Source organism: Bradyrhizobium sp. 179, from assembly GCF_023073535.1.
In the GTDB taxonomy this organism is placed as follows: Bacteria; Pseudomonadota; Alphaproteobacteria; order Rhizobiales; family Xanthobacteraceae; genus Bradyrhizobium.
This window is the reverse complement of sequence record NZ_JADPJR010000136.1, coordinates 200686-215024: the sequence shown is the minus strand read 5'-3', so window position 1 is coordinate 215024 and position 14339 is coordinate 200686. Positions and strand designations below refer to the sequence as shown.

Here is a 14339-nt window from a genome sequence, read left to right as displayed (position 1 = left end):
TTTCTCACTATGTTGATGAGGGGCGCGGGCCGATCACGCCCTCGGTTCGCAGCGCGGCAATCTCGGGCTCGGACATGTCGAGCATCGACGTCAGCACCTCATCGGTGTTCGCGCCCAATCTGGAGGAGACCGCCGCCGGCAACCTGTCGGCTCCGTGGATGCGGATGGGGCTGTTCGGAATCACGATCCGTCCGAACTGCGGGTGCTCGATCCATTCCAGCATGCCGCGCGCATGCATGTGGCGATCGTTGCAGACCTCTTCGAGATCGCGAACCGGTGCGGAAGGCACCTTGAATTTCGCCAGCGCAGCGCAGGCCTCCTCGCGGGTGCTCTTCGAGCTCCAGTCCGCGATCAACTGGTCGGTTTCGTCCATGTTGCGAACGCGCGCGACCTTGTCCCGGAATCGCGGATCGTCCGCGAGTTCGGTCCGCCCGATCGCCTGCAGCAAATTGCTCCAATGCTTATCGTTGGTCGCAATGATCGCGATGTAGCCATCGCTCGCCGGATAGACGTTGTAGGGCGCCGCGGAGAGCCCGCCGTGTCGATTGCCGGTGCGAGGCGGGGCCCTGCCGATGTCGTACATGTAGGCAAGGTTCGAGGCGAGCGCGGGAAATACGGCTTCCTGCATCGCCACTTCCACCAGCCGCCCGACGCCCGTGATCTGCCGTTCGTACAAGGCCGTCATCACGCCGGCATAGAGATGAATTCCGCTCATGAAATCGACCAGCGCCGGACCTGCCTTGACTGGTGGACTATCCGGAAAGCCAGTGACGCTCATGAGCCCCGAAACGGCCTGAACGGTCACGTCCATCGCCAGATTGTCCTTGTCCGGGCCAGACAGCCCGTAACCGGATCCCGAGGCGTAGACCAGCCGGGGATTGAGTTCGTGCAGCACGGACCAGCCGATGCCGAGCCGATCCATGACGCCCGGCGCGTAGTTTTCCAGAAGAACGTCGGCGTCCCTGACCAGGCGCTTGAGGACTTCCTTCCCCTTCGTGGATTTCAGGTCGAGCGTGATGCACTTCTTGTGGCCGTTGAGCATTGCGAATGGTGCGCCCGAGCCGCGACTGACGCTGTCGCGCTGACGAACCGGCTCACCGGCCAGCGGCTCGATCTTGATCACTCGGGCTCCGGCCTTGGCCATCAGGTACGTTGCGTACGGCCCTTGATAGACCTGGCCAAGATCGATGACGGTGAGGCCATCGAGCGGAAGATTGCGTCGACCCTGCATGTGTCTGTCTCAAATCCTTTGCAACGAGCTGTGTCCGCTAGGCGCCCAGATAGGCTTCCTGGATGTCGGGGGCGTCAGCGATTTCGCCGGCCGATCCCTCGCGCACGATCGAGCCCACCCTCAGCACATAGGCGCGGTCGGCGATCTTGAGCGCCGCGCGCATGTTCTGTTCGACCAGCAGCGCCGAGAGGCCCTTGGCCCTGAGCGCTCCGATCGCGCCAAGCACGAACTTGGAGAAGAATGGCGAGAGCCCGAGCGAAGGTTCATCGAAAAGAATGAGCCGGGGGCGCGCCATCAAACCGCGGCCGATGGCAAGCATCTGCTGTTCGCCGCCGCTGAGATTGCCGGCAGCCTGCCGAAAGCGCTCGCGCAGACGCGGAAACATATTCAGCACGTCCTCGACCGTGAACACTGGACCGGCGCCGAACGCATCGACGATTTTCAGATTCGCCTCAACCGTCATCGACGGAAAGATCTCGCGCCCTTCGGGGACGTGGCTGATGCCAGCCCGGCTGAGCGTCCAGGGCTTGCGACCGTCGATACGCTCGGCTGCGAATTCGATTCGGCCCGCCGTGATCGGCAAAACCCCGGAGATGGCATTCAATAGCGTGGTCTTGCCGGCGCCGTTGGCGCCGAGGATGGCGACGATCTCGCCGCGATTGACGGAGAGCGAGACGCCGCGGAGCGCGACGACCTTGCCGTAGGCCGCCGAGGCGTCCTTGACAGTCAACAGCGTGCTATCACTCGTCATCGTCGGCCCCCAGATATGCGGTCACCACCTCCGGATGGCTGAGAACGTGATGCGGCGCGTCCACCACGACCGGCTTGCCGTCGACGACGACGAGCGCGCGGCCACAGAGCTGCCGGATAACGGCCATGTCGTGCTCGACGATCAGGATCGTCCGTCCGGGGGCGATCGCACGGATCAGCGCGATGAAGTCGGCGGTCTCGCGGCCATTCATTCCGGCAGCCGGCTCGTCGAGGAACATGATTTTCGGATCGGACATCAAGGCGATGCCGACAGCGAGCCGGCGCTGCACGCCATAGGCCAGCACGCCGGCCTTGCGGTGCCGCTCTCCGTCGAGGCCGATGAGCGAGAGCACTTCCTCGACGCGAGCCTGGAAGGCCTGCTGATCCTCGGCATAGGATTTGCTGCCGATGATCCGGCCCACGACGCCGTGGTGAAAGCTCGCATGGCGCCCGAACAGGAGATTTTCAAGCACCGTACTGTCGGCGAACACCGCGGTCCTCTGGAAGGTCCGGGCGACGCCCGAGCGCGCGATGAGGTGCGGCGGCATTCCCGCGATCTCGCTGCCCATAATGCGGATTGATCCGCTGGTCGGCACGGTGATGCCGCAGAGGATGTCGAACAACGTCGACTTGCCCGCGCCATTCGGACCGATGATGCCGAAGATCTCGCCTTCCTGGACGTCGAGGCTGACGCCGTTCAGGGCCGTCACGCCGCCATACCGCTTGACGATGTCCCGGGCCGAGACGGCTGGACGCTCAACGACTGCGATCGTCATCTGTCTTCCTTCCCAACCGGTCACGCAGAGCAAGGCCCAGTTGATGCAATCCCCCGGGGGCAAACATCATGATCAGAATGATGATCGACGAGAACACCAGGATCCTCACGTTCGGATCGAGGTTCATGGCCTGCGGTATCAGCGTGAACATCGCAGCGCCGATGACGGGACCGATCACGAGCTGGGCGCCGCCCAGCAGCACCATCAGGAGGCCATCCACCGTGTTCGCGACGCTGAACACCTCGGGCGTCACGATCTGGGTGTAGGGAACGGCAAGCGCGCCGGCCAGCGCAGCGAACGGCGCACTCAGCATGAACGCCTTCAGTCGGACACGCGCGACATCGACGCCGACTGAGCGGGCGAGATGAGGATTTTGGCGCACGCTGTCCATCGCGGCGCCGAACGGAGACCGGCGCAGGGCGACCAGGAAGAGGATCGCGAGCAGAAGAATCGTGGCAGTGACCGCGAAATAGGTCTGCGGATCCGACAGCTCAAGCGGGCCGATCTCGATCGGTGGAAAGCCGAACAGGCCGAGCGGACCCCCGGTGATCTCCTCGAGATTCGTCGCCGCGACCATGGCGACGCCGGTGAGGCCCCAGGAAACGATCGAGAAATAAGCGCCGGTCAGACGCAGCGTGATGACGCCGATGATCGCGGCCAGCACCACGGACAAGACGAGCGCGATCAGCACCGCGACCTCGAAAGGCAGCCCCAGCTTGCCCATTCCGATCGCCGCGCCATAGGCGCCGACGCCGAAGAACAAACATTGGCCGAGCGGCACTTCCCCGACGCCGCCGAGGATGATGTTGATGCTCAGAGCGAACAGAGCGAATGCGCAGGTGTGGCCGGCGAGAGTGACCACAAACGGATCGGTGAACGCGAATACGAACGCCGCGATGGCCACAACGGCGCATACGACATAGAGCGACTCTCGCGCCATTCGCCCCGACTTATTCCTGGCGATGGCGCCGACCTGCTGCTTCCTGTCCATCACCGTGCCGAAATCCTGAATCGCCATGTCAGTGCCGATGCTGCTGGAGTTGGCCGAGCAGTCCCTGTGGCCGGAACAGCAGCGTGGCGATCACGAGTCCCCACCCCAACGCGGGGGTCCACGATACCGACACGAAAGTCTCGAACAGGGCGTTGGCAACGCCGATCAGCAGCGCTCCCAACATCGCGCCGGGGATGCTGCCCATCCCGCCCAGGATCACGACCGTGAATCCAACGATTAGCGCGCTGTACCCCATCGTCGGGTAGATCGTCGAAATCGGCGCCAGCAGCGCACCGGCCAAACCAGCGGCGGCGACGCCGAGCACAAACGCGAGTGCGCGGATCCAGGGCACGTCGATGCCGGAATAGAGCGCACCACGCGCATTCTGGGCAACGGCCACGACCTGCTGGCCCTTGATGCTCAGGCGGAGCCACAGGCCGAGCGCTCCGAGCACCAGCACCGAGCAGATGAAGATGAATGCGCGTTGGGAGGTCACGAAGATGCCCAGTAATCGCATCGTGCTCTGCCCAAGCGGCGATGTCACGGGAAGCGGATCAGGCCCGAAGATCAGGATCAATCCGGCCACCGCGGCCTGGCCGAGCGCGAAGGTCACGATGAGCGAACCGTGGTGCGAGTCGCCGTAGAGGCTGCGCCGGATAACGATCCATTCGGTCACGGCGCCGATGACCACGACGATCAGCACCGAGAGCGGCACAGCGGCGAAATAGTTCAGGCCTCGCGACGTCAGCAGATAGCAGGCATAGCCGCCCATGGCGAAGAACGCGCCATGGGCGAAGTTTGCAATGCCCACGATCCCGAAGATCAGCGTCAGGCCGACGGCGATGACGGCATAGCCGGCGCCCAGCACCATTCCGTTGACGAGGGTTTGAACCAGAAGTTCCAAAGCCGTACGTACCTTTTGCGTTTAATCCGGTCGATCTTCAGTTCGCGCTGACGCGCTCGAGCTGGACGACAGCCCCGTTCTCAACTCGCTGGATGTAGAAGTACGGCGCGCGCGCCCTGCCCTTCTCGTCGAACTTGAGCAGGCCACGCGGGCTCTGCCATGCACCCTCCCGAATGGCTTTCGAGATCTTGTCGTAGTCGCTATCGGTGCCGGCCTTGTCCATCGCGGACGCAATCAGGTTGATCGCTTCGAAGATCACCAGCTCGCCTTTGCCCGGGACGCTGTTGAACTTCTTCTGGTAGTTCTCGACGAATTCTTTGCCGTCGGGCCCCGGATCGGACGCCATGAAGATTTCGCCGGTGATGACGCCGTTCATGGCGCCCTCCGACGGCTTGATCATGCCCGGCGTCACCACGCCCGGCGACATCACTTCGGTCTTGAAGCCGCCGATCTGACGCACCTGCTTCCAGAGCTGCGCCGCGCGCGCCGGATAGGCGTCGGCGACGTAGATCATGTCCGGATTGCTCGCCTTGATCTTCGTGAGGATGGACGTGAAGTCGTTGGTCTCGGCGTCGTAGGTCGATGCGCTCACCAGCTCAATGCCGGCGGACTTGAGGCTCTCCTTGAGCTTCTCAAGCACCGTCTTGTTGAACTCGGAGTTCTCGCCCATGTAGGCGACGGTCTTCGGCTTCAGCGTCTTGATGATGTAGGTGTTGAACGCCTCCGAATTGAGCGACACCGTATTGTTGATCTGGAACAGCCAAGGGCTGCCGTGATCCGTGATGGCGTCGGCCTGCGCGCCGGCGTTCACCTGCAGAATCCGCTTTTTCGTGACCGAGGATTCCGCGAGCACAACCGAGCTGTTGGTGCCCCCGGTGATCGCCTTCACGCGCCCCACGGACATCAGCTTCTGCACCGCTGCGACGCCGCCCTGCGGCGTGCCCTTCTCGTCCTCGAAGACCAGCTCGATCTTCCGGCCGCCGAGAATGCCGCCGCGCTGATTGACGAGGTCCGCCGCATATTCAGCGCCGCGCTGCAACTCCTGGCCGTAAGTCGCCGCCGCGCCGCTCAGGGGCAGCGCGAGGCCGATCTTGACCGAGTCGGCCGCCATCGCGCCGGGCGCGTAGGCGAGTTGCACAGTGGCAGCCACGACGGCCCCCAACGAAAACATGATCTTTCGGCGATCCGCATGCATCATCGTTCTTCCCCTATGATTTTATCCGGCCAGCCCATGGCGACGCCGCGGCGGCCTTCTTGAATGCAGGACAATTCAGATGTTCGAGCTCAATTCAGATTGCGCTGAAAGAGATCGAACAGACGCTCCCAATGCCGCTCGCTGCTGGCCTTATGGTAGAGGCGCCGTGTTGGAAAGGCGAAGCCGTGCTCGGCTTCCGGATAGTATTCCATCCGTCCCTTGATGCCGGTCGTCTTGATCGCCTGCGACACCTGCTCGAGCATCTCGGGCGGCGCGTAGTGATCATGCTCGGCGAGAGCAAAGTAGATCTCGCCCTTGATCTTGTCGGTGACGAGATGTGCGGAGTCCGGCTGGTCGGTGACGAGGCGCGCGCCGTAGACGGAGGCGCCGGCGGCCATGCGATCGGGAAACACGCCCATCGCGCGATAGACGTAGCGGCCGCTCATACAGTAGCCGACGCATCCCGTCTTGCCCTGCCGCGCCGCCGGTTCATTGGCGAGGAAGTCGAACATGACCTGAGTGTCCTCCATCACCATCGTGTTGGTGAGGTGACGGTTGAGCTTCCACATGAACTCCAGCTTGTCTGCGCAAGCGGGGTCCCACAGCCGATTGGCGTCGAGATCGACGCAGCGGACCATGCGGTAATACATGTTCGGCATGATGACGTAGTAGCCGACTGTCGCCAAACGCCGGCACATGTCGGACAACTCTTCGCGGACGCCGACCGAGTCCATATAGAAGATGATGACAGGGAACGGTCCTGGACGGTCCGGGTAAAACACATACGTGTTCATCACCCCATCTTTGGTTTTCAGATCGACGACCTTCTCCTGCACGACTCCACCCTTTTAACCATCTTGTGTCTCCGCGCGTTCAAGGCGTGGAGTGGGTAGGACAATGTGCCGGGCCGCAGCTGAAAGCCAGAGCATTACAGATATGCGCTCGTATTTACAGATATGTGAAAATGGCCTCGGTCAGTTGCGGGCTTTTGGCGCGGGAGCGCCATCCTCCCGCGAGACGAATTTGTCGATGCCTTCGCGCAGTGATCTCAGGATCTGCGTTCGCTTGGACACGAGCCGATCGACTGGCCCGCCGACGCCGATCGCCAGGATGCGGCCGTGGCGCCGCTCCGGCAACAACATACCGATGACGCCTGCCCCCGCCGTCACAGTGTGAAGGGAGATGACGTAGCCATCCTTGCGGATCTTGCGGAGCTTCTGCATCAGCTCCTTCAGATCGACCTTCTTCTTCCGATCCTCCTCCTCGAAATTGATGCGGCGCACGAGCTTCTCGATCGTCTCATCAGAGCGCGCGCTCAGCAGCATCCATCCGAGACCCGAACGCGCGAGCGGCCGGATCGTCCCGGGCCTGATCGAAAACTGGATTGTGCGCGGCGAAGGCTGGACATGGATATATTGCATGTACAGATCGCTCTGGGTCGCGATGCTGACCGTCTCTTCCGTTTCCCTGTTGAGGTGATTGACCAGCGCCGAAATGCCTCTTTCGCCGAACAGCGCGCCCTGCACCCAGTGCCCGAGCTGAACGATCCGCATGGTCGGCATGTACGTCCGCGAATAACGGTCGAAGTCGACATAGCCGAGCACCACCATGCTCTTGAGGACAGCGGAGGCGCTTGAGACGGGGTAGCCGAAACGCAACGCGACCTCCTTGAGACTGAGGGGGCGCTGCACTTCGTCGAAATATTCCAGGATCTCGAACAGCCGCTTGGCCGTCTTGATGACCTCTTTGGACATGGCTTCCTCGCTCGCTTTTTCACATAGATAGAAAAGTTTTCCCGTGGACGAAAGGCATTTCGCGGGTTCCTCGCGTTTGCTAGAAGGCTCGCCAACTGAGGTCGCCCATGGTTTCTGCCGAGCAGATGAAGTTCGAAGTGTCCGATCGCGTCGCGACGATCACGTTCGACCGACCGGACAAGATGAACGCCTGGACGCCGGTCATGGAGAGCGAGCTGCGCCGCCTGATGGCGATCGCATCCGAGGACGATGAGGTCCGGGCGATCGTGATCACCGGCGCCGGCCGGGGCTTCTGCGCTGGCGCCGACATGGGCCGCCTCTCCGACGCAGCGTCAGGAAGCGCAGCCGCCGCTGCACCGGTCGTCCCCCTGGAGAGCGATGATGATCTGGCGCAGCGATACAGCTATCTCCTGGCCGTTCCCAAGCCGATCATTGCGGGCATCAATGGCGCAATCGCAGGCGTCGGTCTTTGCATCGCGCTCTATTGCGATCTCCGCTTCATGGCCGCAGGCGCAAAGCTGACTACGTCCTTCGCCCGGCGCGGCTTGATCGCGGAGCACGGCAGCGCCTGGATGTTGCGCCAGCTCATCGGACCGATGAATGCCGCGGATCTTCTTCTTTCGGGGCGCGTGGTTGAAGCTGTGGAAGCCGAGCGGCTTGGCCTCGTCAGAATGCTGCCGGCGGACACTTTCCGCGAAACCGTCCAACGAATGGCTTCGGACTTCGCCAATCTCTGCTCTCCCCGGTCCATGCGCATTATCAAGCTGCAGCTGACGGCCGCTCCCCGGCAGACATTGGCCGAAGCCACGCAGCTCGCGAACAGGGAGGTCGTGATCTGCCGCGGAACGGAAGACTTTAAGGAGGGCGTTGCTCATTTCGTCGAAAAGCGGGCGCCGCGCTTCACCGGCAAGTGAACGCGAGGTCGCGGGCGTCTTTCAACGAAACTGAGGTCCGGCCCGAGCGCTTGCCCCGGGCGCCGGAGCGGCCGGGCTCGGCTGGGCATGGGCAATATTGTGATCGGCCGCGGCTGGCTGCTCGAGGGTCGCGAGAAAGCTGCGGCCTTCCGCGGTGATGCTCCACATGCCCGGCTCGCGCATCACCAGTTTCTGGCCGAATATATCAAGGTCGGGCACCCGTTCGGCCAGGCGCTTCATACGTCCGGTCCATTCCTGGCCACTCGTATGGAGCATAGCAAGGTGCTGCTTGATGACCTCGAGACTGGCCCGTCCGTCGGTCTGCCCGTCGAGAATCTTCAGTATCGAGAGCTGGAAACTCACATGCGACTCAGACCGTACGATTCACCTGGGCCCTCTATGTGAGTGGAGCATGATGTGAAAGTCATGACCGCTCCGTCGAACTTGGATACCGGCCCTGTCGATGGGCTCGACTAGACCTGCCAGCGCAACCCGACTAACGTGCCGCCAAATGGACATGGAATAAGGATTTCGGCGCGGCGTTACCGGATGTCTGCGGAATTGCCGGCACAGTCAGACGATGGCCAGAAGAAGCAAGACAGGAACAGCAGACGATCAGATCACGGAAGCCACGAGCTACGGCCCGCCGGCGGCGGGATCGGTCAAGTCGGCGGGACGTGTGCTGCGAATTCTGGAATTCTTCGACGAGATCCAGCGGGACGCGCGCGTTGCCGAAGTGGCCGAGCGGCTGGGATTTCCGCAATCGTCAACCTCGATCCTGCTCAACTGCCTCGTCGAGCTCGGTTACATGGACTATCTGCCGGGAAGCCGCAGTTTCCTGCCTTCGCCTCGCGTCACCCTGCTCGGGACTTGGCTCGACAAGGGCCCTGTCAGAAACGGCAGCCTGATGAGGATGCTCGAAGAGCTCTCCCAGAAAACAGGGGACACCGTCATCATCGCCGCGCGGAGCGGCATCTTTGCGCAATATATCCACGTCTTGCAGGCGCGAGCGACCATGCGCTTTCACGTTCCGCCCGGGTCCAGGCGCCTTGTGGTCTGGTCAGCCACCGGATTTTCGCTGCTGACGGCCAGCAGCGACAAGGAGATTCGCAGCCTGTGCACGCGCACCAACGCGGAAGCGGCGCTCGACATACCGCGCATCGACATCAATCAGGTGCTCGAAAACGTCGAGCGGACGCGCCGTGACGGGTTCTTCTTCTCGGCTGGCCTTGTTACCCCGGGCGCCGGATCGATTGCCGTACCGCTGCCCGAGGGCATCGATGGCTGGAACCGCGCGCTTGCTGTCGCTGTGTCAGGCCCGCTCCAGGATATCACGCGGCGACAGACGCAGATCGTCGCGCTGCTCAACGATGTCGTGCAGCGCTATCTTTGTCCAACCTCCTCGAGCTAGACGGCACCGGCGGTTGCCGCCCGGTCAATGAGCAGCGGCCACAAGCCTTCGTCGTCCTGCTCGCAGATCATCCGGCCGGTTTTTTTCTGCCACCAGCTCCAAGGCACCTCGTTCGAGGTGCTGGAGATCATTCCTTCCTTGGTGCAACACTGATTTGATGCCAGGCCATGCTGAAGACCCCCCACCCGATGCCGCTGGTGGATTTCATCAACGAGACAATTGAAGTTCTTCACCAGCAGCCCACTCCGCATGAGATCAAAGTGAAGCGCCTGGGCGTTCTGCGAGATGCGGAGGCAGAGGGGCGATTTGAGCAGACCTTCAACATGCTCAACGGAACTCATTGACGGATTTCACAATAAATCTGCGAATGAGTCGTGCTCGCAGCTTTCCTCACCCACGAAAGTCAAGGAGCGCGCGGTCTTCGGCAAGCGCATGATCGAGTTTCAGAATACACGCATGGTCTCCGAGGGACGACGGGGTTGACCAGCCCGGTCCGTTGGGCTGCGTTGCCCTTCAAGCACCGATGCGAGCGCCGAGCCGCGCTCCGAAAGCGAGCGCCCCAGATCAGCAGGAGCAAAGTCAAGAGAAACTACTCTCAGGCCGAATTGGCCGATGTGCATGGAGCTATGCGGCAGTGACGGCCTTGCTGTCGATGGCGGCCTGGATTTCGGCCTCGCTCAGGCCGGCCTCGCGCAGCACCTCGCGCGAATGCTCGCCGAGGTGCGGCGCGACGCGATGGATGCCGGCCGGGCTTTCCGAGAATTTCGTCGCCGGGCGCGCCTGCCGGATGCGTCCTTCGGTTGGGTGATCGACGTCTGCGAACAGCCCAACGGCGGCAAGATGCGGCTGCTCCCCGATCTCAGTAAGCCGGGCGAAGGCGGTGTGCGGCACGTCTAGCCGGAGCAGTAATTCCTCCCACTCAGCGGTGGTGCGGGTCAGGCCGATCTCACTCATGCGGTCATAGATTTTGTCGATGTTCTGGGAGCGTAGCACGGGATCGCGCACGCCGAGTTCATCGCTCAATTCAGGGCGGCCCACGGCTTCAAAAAACCCACACCAGTTGTCCCCGGAATAAGGCAGCATGGTCAGCCAACCATCCTTGGTTCGCACCGGGCGCCGATTCTTCATTCGCTTGTAGCCGATCGGGCCGATTGGCGGATCGAAGGCGTGGCCGCCTAGCATCTCGATGCTGTTGAAGCTGGCGATGGTTTCCAGCATTGGCACTTCGACCATCTGGCCCTGCCCGCTGCGCTCACGCCGGAATAGAGCGGCGGAGACCGCGCCGACCATCGCCATCGCGCAGATCTTGTCGCCGATCAGGCTCGGGACAAATTCAGGCTCCTCGTCCGATCCGATCGATGACGCAAGCCCTGACGCAGCTTGGATTATTTCGTCGAAGGCGGGTCGCGCCGCCCACGGACCGTCTTGGCCGAAGCCGGTGGCCGCAGCATAGATCAGCCGGGGATTGAGTGTCGCGCAGGCCTCGTAACCGAAGCCAAGACGCGCCATCGCGGCCGGGCGCACATTCGTGACGAGCGCGTCGACGGTTGGGATCAGCTTCGCGAGCGCGGCCTTGCCCTCGGGCTTCTTCAGATCGAGCGCGAGGCTGCGCTTGTTACGGTTGACCGCCATGAATTGGCCGCTCATGCCGCGGTTACGAAATACACCCGTGTAGCGCCAGGTATCGCCGGCGGGCGGCTCGACCTTGATGACATCGGCGCCCCAGCCGCCTAACATCTGCGCGGCATAGGGACCGAACAGCACGCTAGTCAGATCGAGAACGCGGATACCGCTGAGGGGACCTGTCAGCATTTCTTCAACTGGGGCTGGAGGAATCGACCAATAAATGCCAAGCGGAAAAAGCTGGAGCACCTGCCCGCTTGTCATTGCGTCTGGACTATTCGCCGATCACGTCGCCGAACAGCTCCCAAGATTTGCCGTTGAACCGCGCCATCTGCAACTGGCGGATCGGCGTGACCTGTTCGGCCGAGGTATTGAGCTTGATGCCCGGCAGCAGCATCGGCAGCTCGACATCCTTGAACGACTGCGTCTGCTTCATCAGGTTCGCGCGCGTCAGATCGTTGCCGGCACGTAGTAGCACCAACTCCATGATCTGCGCCATGGTGTAGCCGGTGACGTTGAAGATGTCGGCAGGATCAGCTCCGGGATTATACGTCTTCATCCACTCGCGCCAGGCCTTCATGCCAGCGTCATTCTCCCACCGCGGATCGCCGGGATCCTTCTGAAAGGCGCCGGTGACGATGCCGATGGAATTCTCGAGCCCGGCCGGTACCAACACGGAGCCCACGGAATTGGAGACGGCGGGAAGGATGATCTGCGGCTTCCAGCCGAGCTCCGCGATTTTCTTGATCGCTTGCGCCGCGAATTTCGGCGTGCACTCGTTGAAGATAACGTCGGCGCCGGCGGCCTTGAACTTAACTATCTGCGAGTCGACGGTCGGATCGGATGTCTCGTAGACGGCTTCAGAGACGATCTGATTGACGTGCTCGCCCAGCCCTTCCTTGAAGCCCGCAAGATAGTCGCGCCCCGGATCCTCGTTCGGCGTGATGACGGCGATTTTGGCGTCCGGCTTGTTCGCCAGAATCCATTTCGCGTAGATCCGCCCCTCCGTCCTGTAGGTCGGCTGCGAACCGGTGGTCCAGGGGAAATGCCGCGGGTCATTCCAGCGGCTGGCGCCGCTCGACGGAAATAGTTGCGGTATCTTCTTGGCGTTGAGATACTTCTGCGCCGCGATGTTCGGACCAGTTCCGAGCATCGAGAACATCGCCAAAACTTCATCGCTCTCGGCGAGACGCCGCACCTGCTCCACCGTCTTCGCCGGCGAATATGCATCGTCCATGCTGAGAAGCTCGACTTTGCGTCCGTTGATGCCGCCCTTGTCGTTGAGCATCTTGAAATAAGCGATCTCGGCGCGACCAATCGCGGAATAGGCCGAGGCCGGCCCCGAATAGGGCATGGTCTGGCCGAGCTTGATTGTCCTGTCCGTCGCACCCGTGTCGTAGTTGCCGGCGATTGCAGCCGAAGCGACACAGAAACTTGTGAATAGAGCGAAAGCGTCAAGGACGAGTTGTCTTCTCTGCATTTTCAAATTCTCCCTCCCGCCAAGACCGTGACCGCGAGCTAACGGCGTGTCGTTTGTTCTTGATTGTCCCAAGCCGCAGTAATCTCGACATCGCTGGCGGAGATTATACTCGCGGTTTGAAGTTTGAGATGTAGCGGAGATGTCAGACGCTTATGCGCAACTTGCAATCGCTCGTCGTGCAGCGCCGTCTACGTCCAACCTCCTCGAGCTAGGCGGCGCCGGCGACTGCCGGCCGATCGACGAGCAGCGACCAGAAGCCTTCGCCGCCCTGCTGGCAGATCATCCGGCCGATTTTTTCCTGCCACCAGGGCTCAGCGCCCCATTCGTCGCGCCACGACCAGAGACGACGGGTGGCGTAGTGCAGCGGATGCTCCTGGGTAAATCCCATCGCGCCATGGACCTGATGGCAGAGCGCGGCGACCTGCCCGGCAGATTCGCCGCACCGGGATTTTGCGATCGCAACGGCGAGCGTGTCATCGCCCAGCCTCGGCGATTTCGTGAGCGCATCACCCGCCGCCGACGCCGCGGCAAACTGGCCTGCCGCAATCGCCAGCATGTGCTGGATCGCCTGGAATTTCGCGATCGGGCGGCCAAACTGCACGCGCTCATTGGCGTAGGACAGCGCATACTCCATGCACCGCTCCATCCCGCCGATCATCTGCTGGACACGGATGGCGGCGCCAAACGGCATTAGGCCATCGGCGCCGAGGCAGGCGGGCGCCGGCAAGATGTCGCTCGCGGCCAATCGCACGCCGCCGAAATCGACGTCTTCGCGCGGCTCATAGGCAACGTTCCGACGCGTCTTGTTCGAGCGCGTCTTGCCGCTCGGCACGCGGCACAGGAAGGCTTTGCCATTCGCGTCGCGAGCAAGGACCAGCACAGACGGCGCCTGCTTGCCCCAGGCAACATGTCGCGCGATGCCCTGCAGCGTTGAGCCCGTGGCATTCGACGTAAGGGTGATGCGATCCTGGGGATTGACCGGCGCAAGCGTCACAGCACCCGCGATGACCTCGCCGCCGGCGTCGGCCCAGAGCGCGTTGGCGATCATGGTCTCCGCCAGCGGCAGCGGAACGGAATGAAATGCACACCTGCGGATCAGGTTTGCCGCAACGTCCGGGGCCAGCCCCGCCCCGCCGTTCATTTCGGGCACTAGCGCCAGCGGCAATCCGGCGTCTTCCACCGCACTCCAGAGCGCATCGGGCCACTGCCCTGCGTCGGCCGCGGACAGAACCTTCTTGTCAATGTGTTGCGCAAACAAGCGATCGGCCTGTTCGAGCACAATAGCGGACATGTCTTCCATGGCGTCCTCC

Annotated in this window: 16 protein-coding genes; 3 read left to right on the top strand and 13 right to left on the bottom strand. The window is 62.4% G+C overall.

Annotated features, from left to right (window positions below):
• Positions 1-7: 7 nt before the first annotated feature.
• From IVB12_RS32005 to IVB12_RS31970, 8 genes are all read right to left on the bottom strand, one after another.
• Positions 8-1231, bottom strand: coding sequence for a CoA transferase (locus IVB12_RS32005; RefSeq protein ID WP_247305422.1), 1224 nt, complete (start codon positions 1229-1231; stop codon positions 8-10).
• 37 nt (positions 1232-1268) lie between these two features.
• On the bottom strand, positions 1269-1982 hold the full coding sequence (locus IVB12_RS32000) for an ABC transporter ATP-binding protein (RefSeq protein WP_247305418.1): 714 nt from the start codon (positions 1980-1982) through the stop codon (positions 1269-1271).
• Positions 1972-2757 carry an ABC transporter ATP-binding protein gene (locus IVB12_RS31995; RefSeq protein WP_247305415.1) on the bottom strand — a complete coding sequence of 262 codons (786 nt, stop codon included), beginning with the start codon at positions 2755-2757 and terminating at the stop codon, positions 1972-1974. Before IVB12_RS31995 ends, IVB12_RS32000 begins: the two co-directional genes overlap by 11 nt.
• Positions 2738-3775, bottom strand: a complete 1038-nt coding sequence (locus IVB12_RS31990) for a branched-chain amino acid ABC transporter permease (RefSeq protein ID WP_247305412.1) — start codon at positions 3773-3775, stop codon at positions 2738-2740. Before IVB12_RS31990 ends, IVB12_RS31995 begins: the two co-directional genes overlap by 20 nt.
• A 1-nt stretch (position 3776) precedes the next feature.
• On the bottom strand, positions 3777-4619 hold the full coding sequence (locus IVB12_RS31985; protein WP_247305410.1) for a branched-chain amino acid ABC transporter permease: 843 nt from the start codon (positions 4617-4619) through the stop codon (positions 3777-3779).
• A gap of 70 nt (positions 4620-4689) precedes the next feature.
• Entirely contained in the window at positions 4690-5802 is a 1113-nt protein-coding gene (locus tag IVB12_RS31980) for an ABC transporter substrate-binding protein (RefSeq protein WP_247305407.1), read from the bottom strand.
• Positions 5803-5936: 134 nt separating this feature from the next.
• Positions 5937-6641: a dienelactone hydrolase family protein gene (locus tag IVB12_RS31975; RefSeq protein WP_247305404.1), complete on the bottom strand. Its 705-nt coding sequence runs from the start codon at positions 6639-6641 to the stop codon at positions 5937-5939.
• Positions 6642-6821: 180 nt separating this feature from the next.
• Positions 6822-7601, bottom strand: coding sequence for an IclR family transcriptional regulator (locus IVB12_RS31970; RefSeq protein ID WP_247305401.1), 780 nt, complete (start codon positions 7599-7601; stop codon positions 6822-6824).
• 107 nt (positions 7602-7708) lie between these two features.
• Between IVB12_RS31970 and IVB12_RS31965 the strand changes: the two genes are divergently transcribed.
• Positions 7709-8515, top strand: a complete 807-nt coding sequence (locus IVB12_RS31965; RefSeq protein ID WP_247305398.1) for an enoyl-CoA hydratase-related protein — start codon at positions 7709-7711, stop codon at positions 8513-8515.
• A 21-nt stretch (positions 8516-8536) separates the two neighbouring features.
• Here the strand turns inward: IVB12_RS31965 and IVB12_RS31960 are convergent, their stop codons facing one another.
• Positions 8537-8878: a hypothetical protein gene (locus IVB12_RS31960; protein WP_247305396.1), complete on the bottom strand. Its 342-nt coding sequence runs from the start codon at positions 8876-8878 to the stop codon at positions 8537-8539.
• A 217-nt stretch (positions 8879-9095) separates the two neighbouring features.
• On the opposite strand from IVB12_RS31960, the gene IVB12_RS31955 reads away from it, so the two are divergent.
• The gene (locus IVB12_RS31955) at positions 9096-9926 is read left to right on the top strand and encodes a helix-turn-helix domain-containing protein (protein WP_247305393.1); all 831 of its coding nucleotides are present in this window, start codon (positions 9096-9098) and stop codon (positions 9924-9926) included.
• Here the strand turns inward: IVB12_RS31955 and IVB12_RS38235 are convergent.
• Positions 9923-10057, bottom strand: a complete 135-nt coding sequence (locus IVB12_RS38235; RefSeq protein ID WP_256467136.1) for a hypothetical protein — start codon at positions 10055-10057, stop codon at positions 9923-9925. The two genes, IVB12_RS31955 and IVB12_RS38235, sit on opposite strands and share 4 nt — an antisense overlap.
• Positions 10058-10093: 36 nt before the next feature.
• On the opposite strand from IVB12_RS38235, the gene IVB12_RS31950 reads away from it, so the two are divergent.
• Positions 10094-10270: a hypothetical protein gene (locus IVB12_RS31950; RefSeq protein WP_247305390.1), complete on the top strand. Its 177-nt coding sequence runs from the start codon at positions 10094-10096 to the stop codon at positions 10268-10270.
• A gap of 280 nt (positions 10271-10550) precedes the next feature.
• Here IVB12_RS31950 and IVB12_RS31945 read toward each other — a convergent pair whose 3' ends face one another.
• The 3 genes from IVB12_RS31945 to IVB12_RS31935 all read right to left on the bottom strand — a co-directional run bounded on the left by IVB12_RS31945 (position 10551) and on the right by IVB12_RS31935 (position 14329).
• Complete coding sequence (locus IVB12_RS31945) at positions 10551-11738, bottom strand: CoA transferase (protein WP_247305388.1); 1188 nt, start codon at positions 11736-11738, stop codon at positions 10551-10553.
• Positions 11739-11823: 85 nt separating this feature from the next.
• Positions 11824-13029 carry an ABC transporter substrate-binding protein gene (locus IVB12_RS31940; RefSeq protein WP_247305386.1) on the bottom strand — a complete coding sequence of 402 codons (1206 nt, stop codon included), beginning with the start codon at positions 13027-13029 and terminating at the stop codon, positions 11824-11826.
• 208 nt (positions 13030-13237) lie between these two features.
• On the bottom strand, positions 13238-14329 hold the full coding sequence (locus IVB12_RS31935; protein ID WP_247305384.1) for an acyl-CoA dehydrogenase family protein: 1092 nt from the start codon (positions 14327-14329) through the stop codon (positions 13238-13240).
• Between the last annotated feature and the right edge of the window lie 10 nt (positions 14330-14339).

Bases quoted from the DNA above. Each gene is read 5' to 3' on its own strand.
- IVB12_RS32005 (WP_247305422.1), bottom strand. From the start codon at position 1,231: ATGCAGGGTCGACGCAATCTTCCGCTCGATGGCCTCACCGTCATCGAT.
- IVB12_RS32000 (WP_247305418.1), bottom strand. From the start codon at position 1,982: ATGACGAGTGATAGCACGCTGTTGACTGTCAAGGACGCCTCGGCGGCC.
- IVB12_RS31995 (WP_247305415.1), bottom strand. From the start codon at position 2,757: ATGACGATCGCAGTCGTTGAGCGTCCAGCCGTCTCGGCCCGGGACATC.
- IVB12_RS31990 (WP_247305412.1), bottom strand. From the start codon at position 3,775: ATGGCGATTCAGGATTTCGGCACGGTGATGGACAGGAAGCAGCAGGTC.
- IVB12_RS31985 (WP_247305410.1), bottom strand. From the start codon at position 4,619: ATGGTGCTGGGCGCCGGCTATGCCGTCATCGCCGTCGGCCTGACGCTG.
- IVB12_RS31975 (WP_247305404.1), bottom strand. From the start codon at position 6,641: ATGAACACGTATGTGTTTTACCCGGACCGTCCAGGACCGTTCCCTGTC.
- IVB12_RS31970 (WP_247305401.1), bottom strand. From the start codon at position 7,601: ATGTCCAAAGAGGTCATCAAGACGGCCAAGCGGCTGTTCGAGATCCTG.
- IVB12_RS31965 (WP_247305398.1), top strand. From the start codon at position 7,709: ATGGTTTCTGCCGAGCAGATGAAGTTCGAAGTGTCCGATCGCGTCGCG.
- IVB12_RS31955 (WP_247305393.1), top strand. From the start codon at position 9,096: ATGGCCAGAAGAAGCAAGACAGGAACAGCAGACGATCAGATCACGGAA.
- IVB12_RS38235 (WP_256467136.1), bottom strand. From the start codon at position 10,057: ATGATCTCCAGCACCTCGAACGAGGTGCCTTGGAGCTGGTGGCAGAAA.
- IVB12_RS31950 (WP_247305390.1), top strand. From the start codon at position 10,094: ATGCTGAAGACCCCCCACCCGATGCCGCTGGTGGATTTCATCAACGAG.
- IVB12_RS31945 (WP_247305388.1), bottom strand. From the start codon at position 11,738: ATGCTGACAGGTCCCCTCAGCGGTATCCGCGTTCTCGATCTGACTAGC.
- IVB12_RS31940 (WP_247305386.1), bottom strand. From the start codon at position 13,029: ATGCAGAGAAGACAACTCGTCCTTGACGCTTTCGCTCTATTCACAAGT.
- IVB12_RS31935 (WP_247305384.1), bottom strand. From the start codon at position 14,329: ATGGAAGACATGTCCGCTATTGTGCTCGAACAGGCCGATCGCTTGTTT.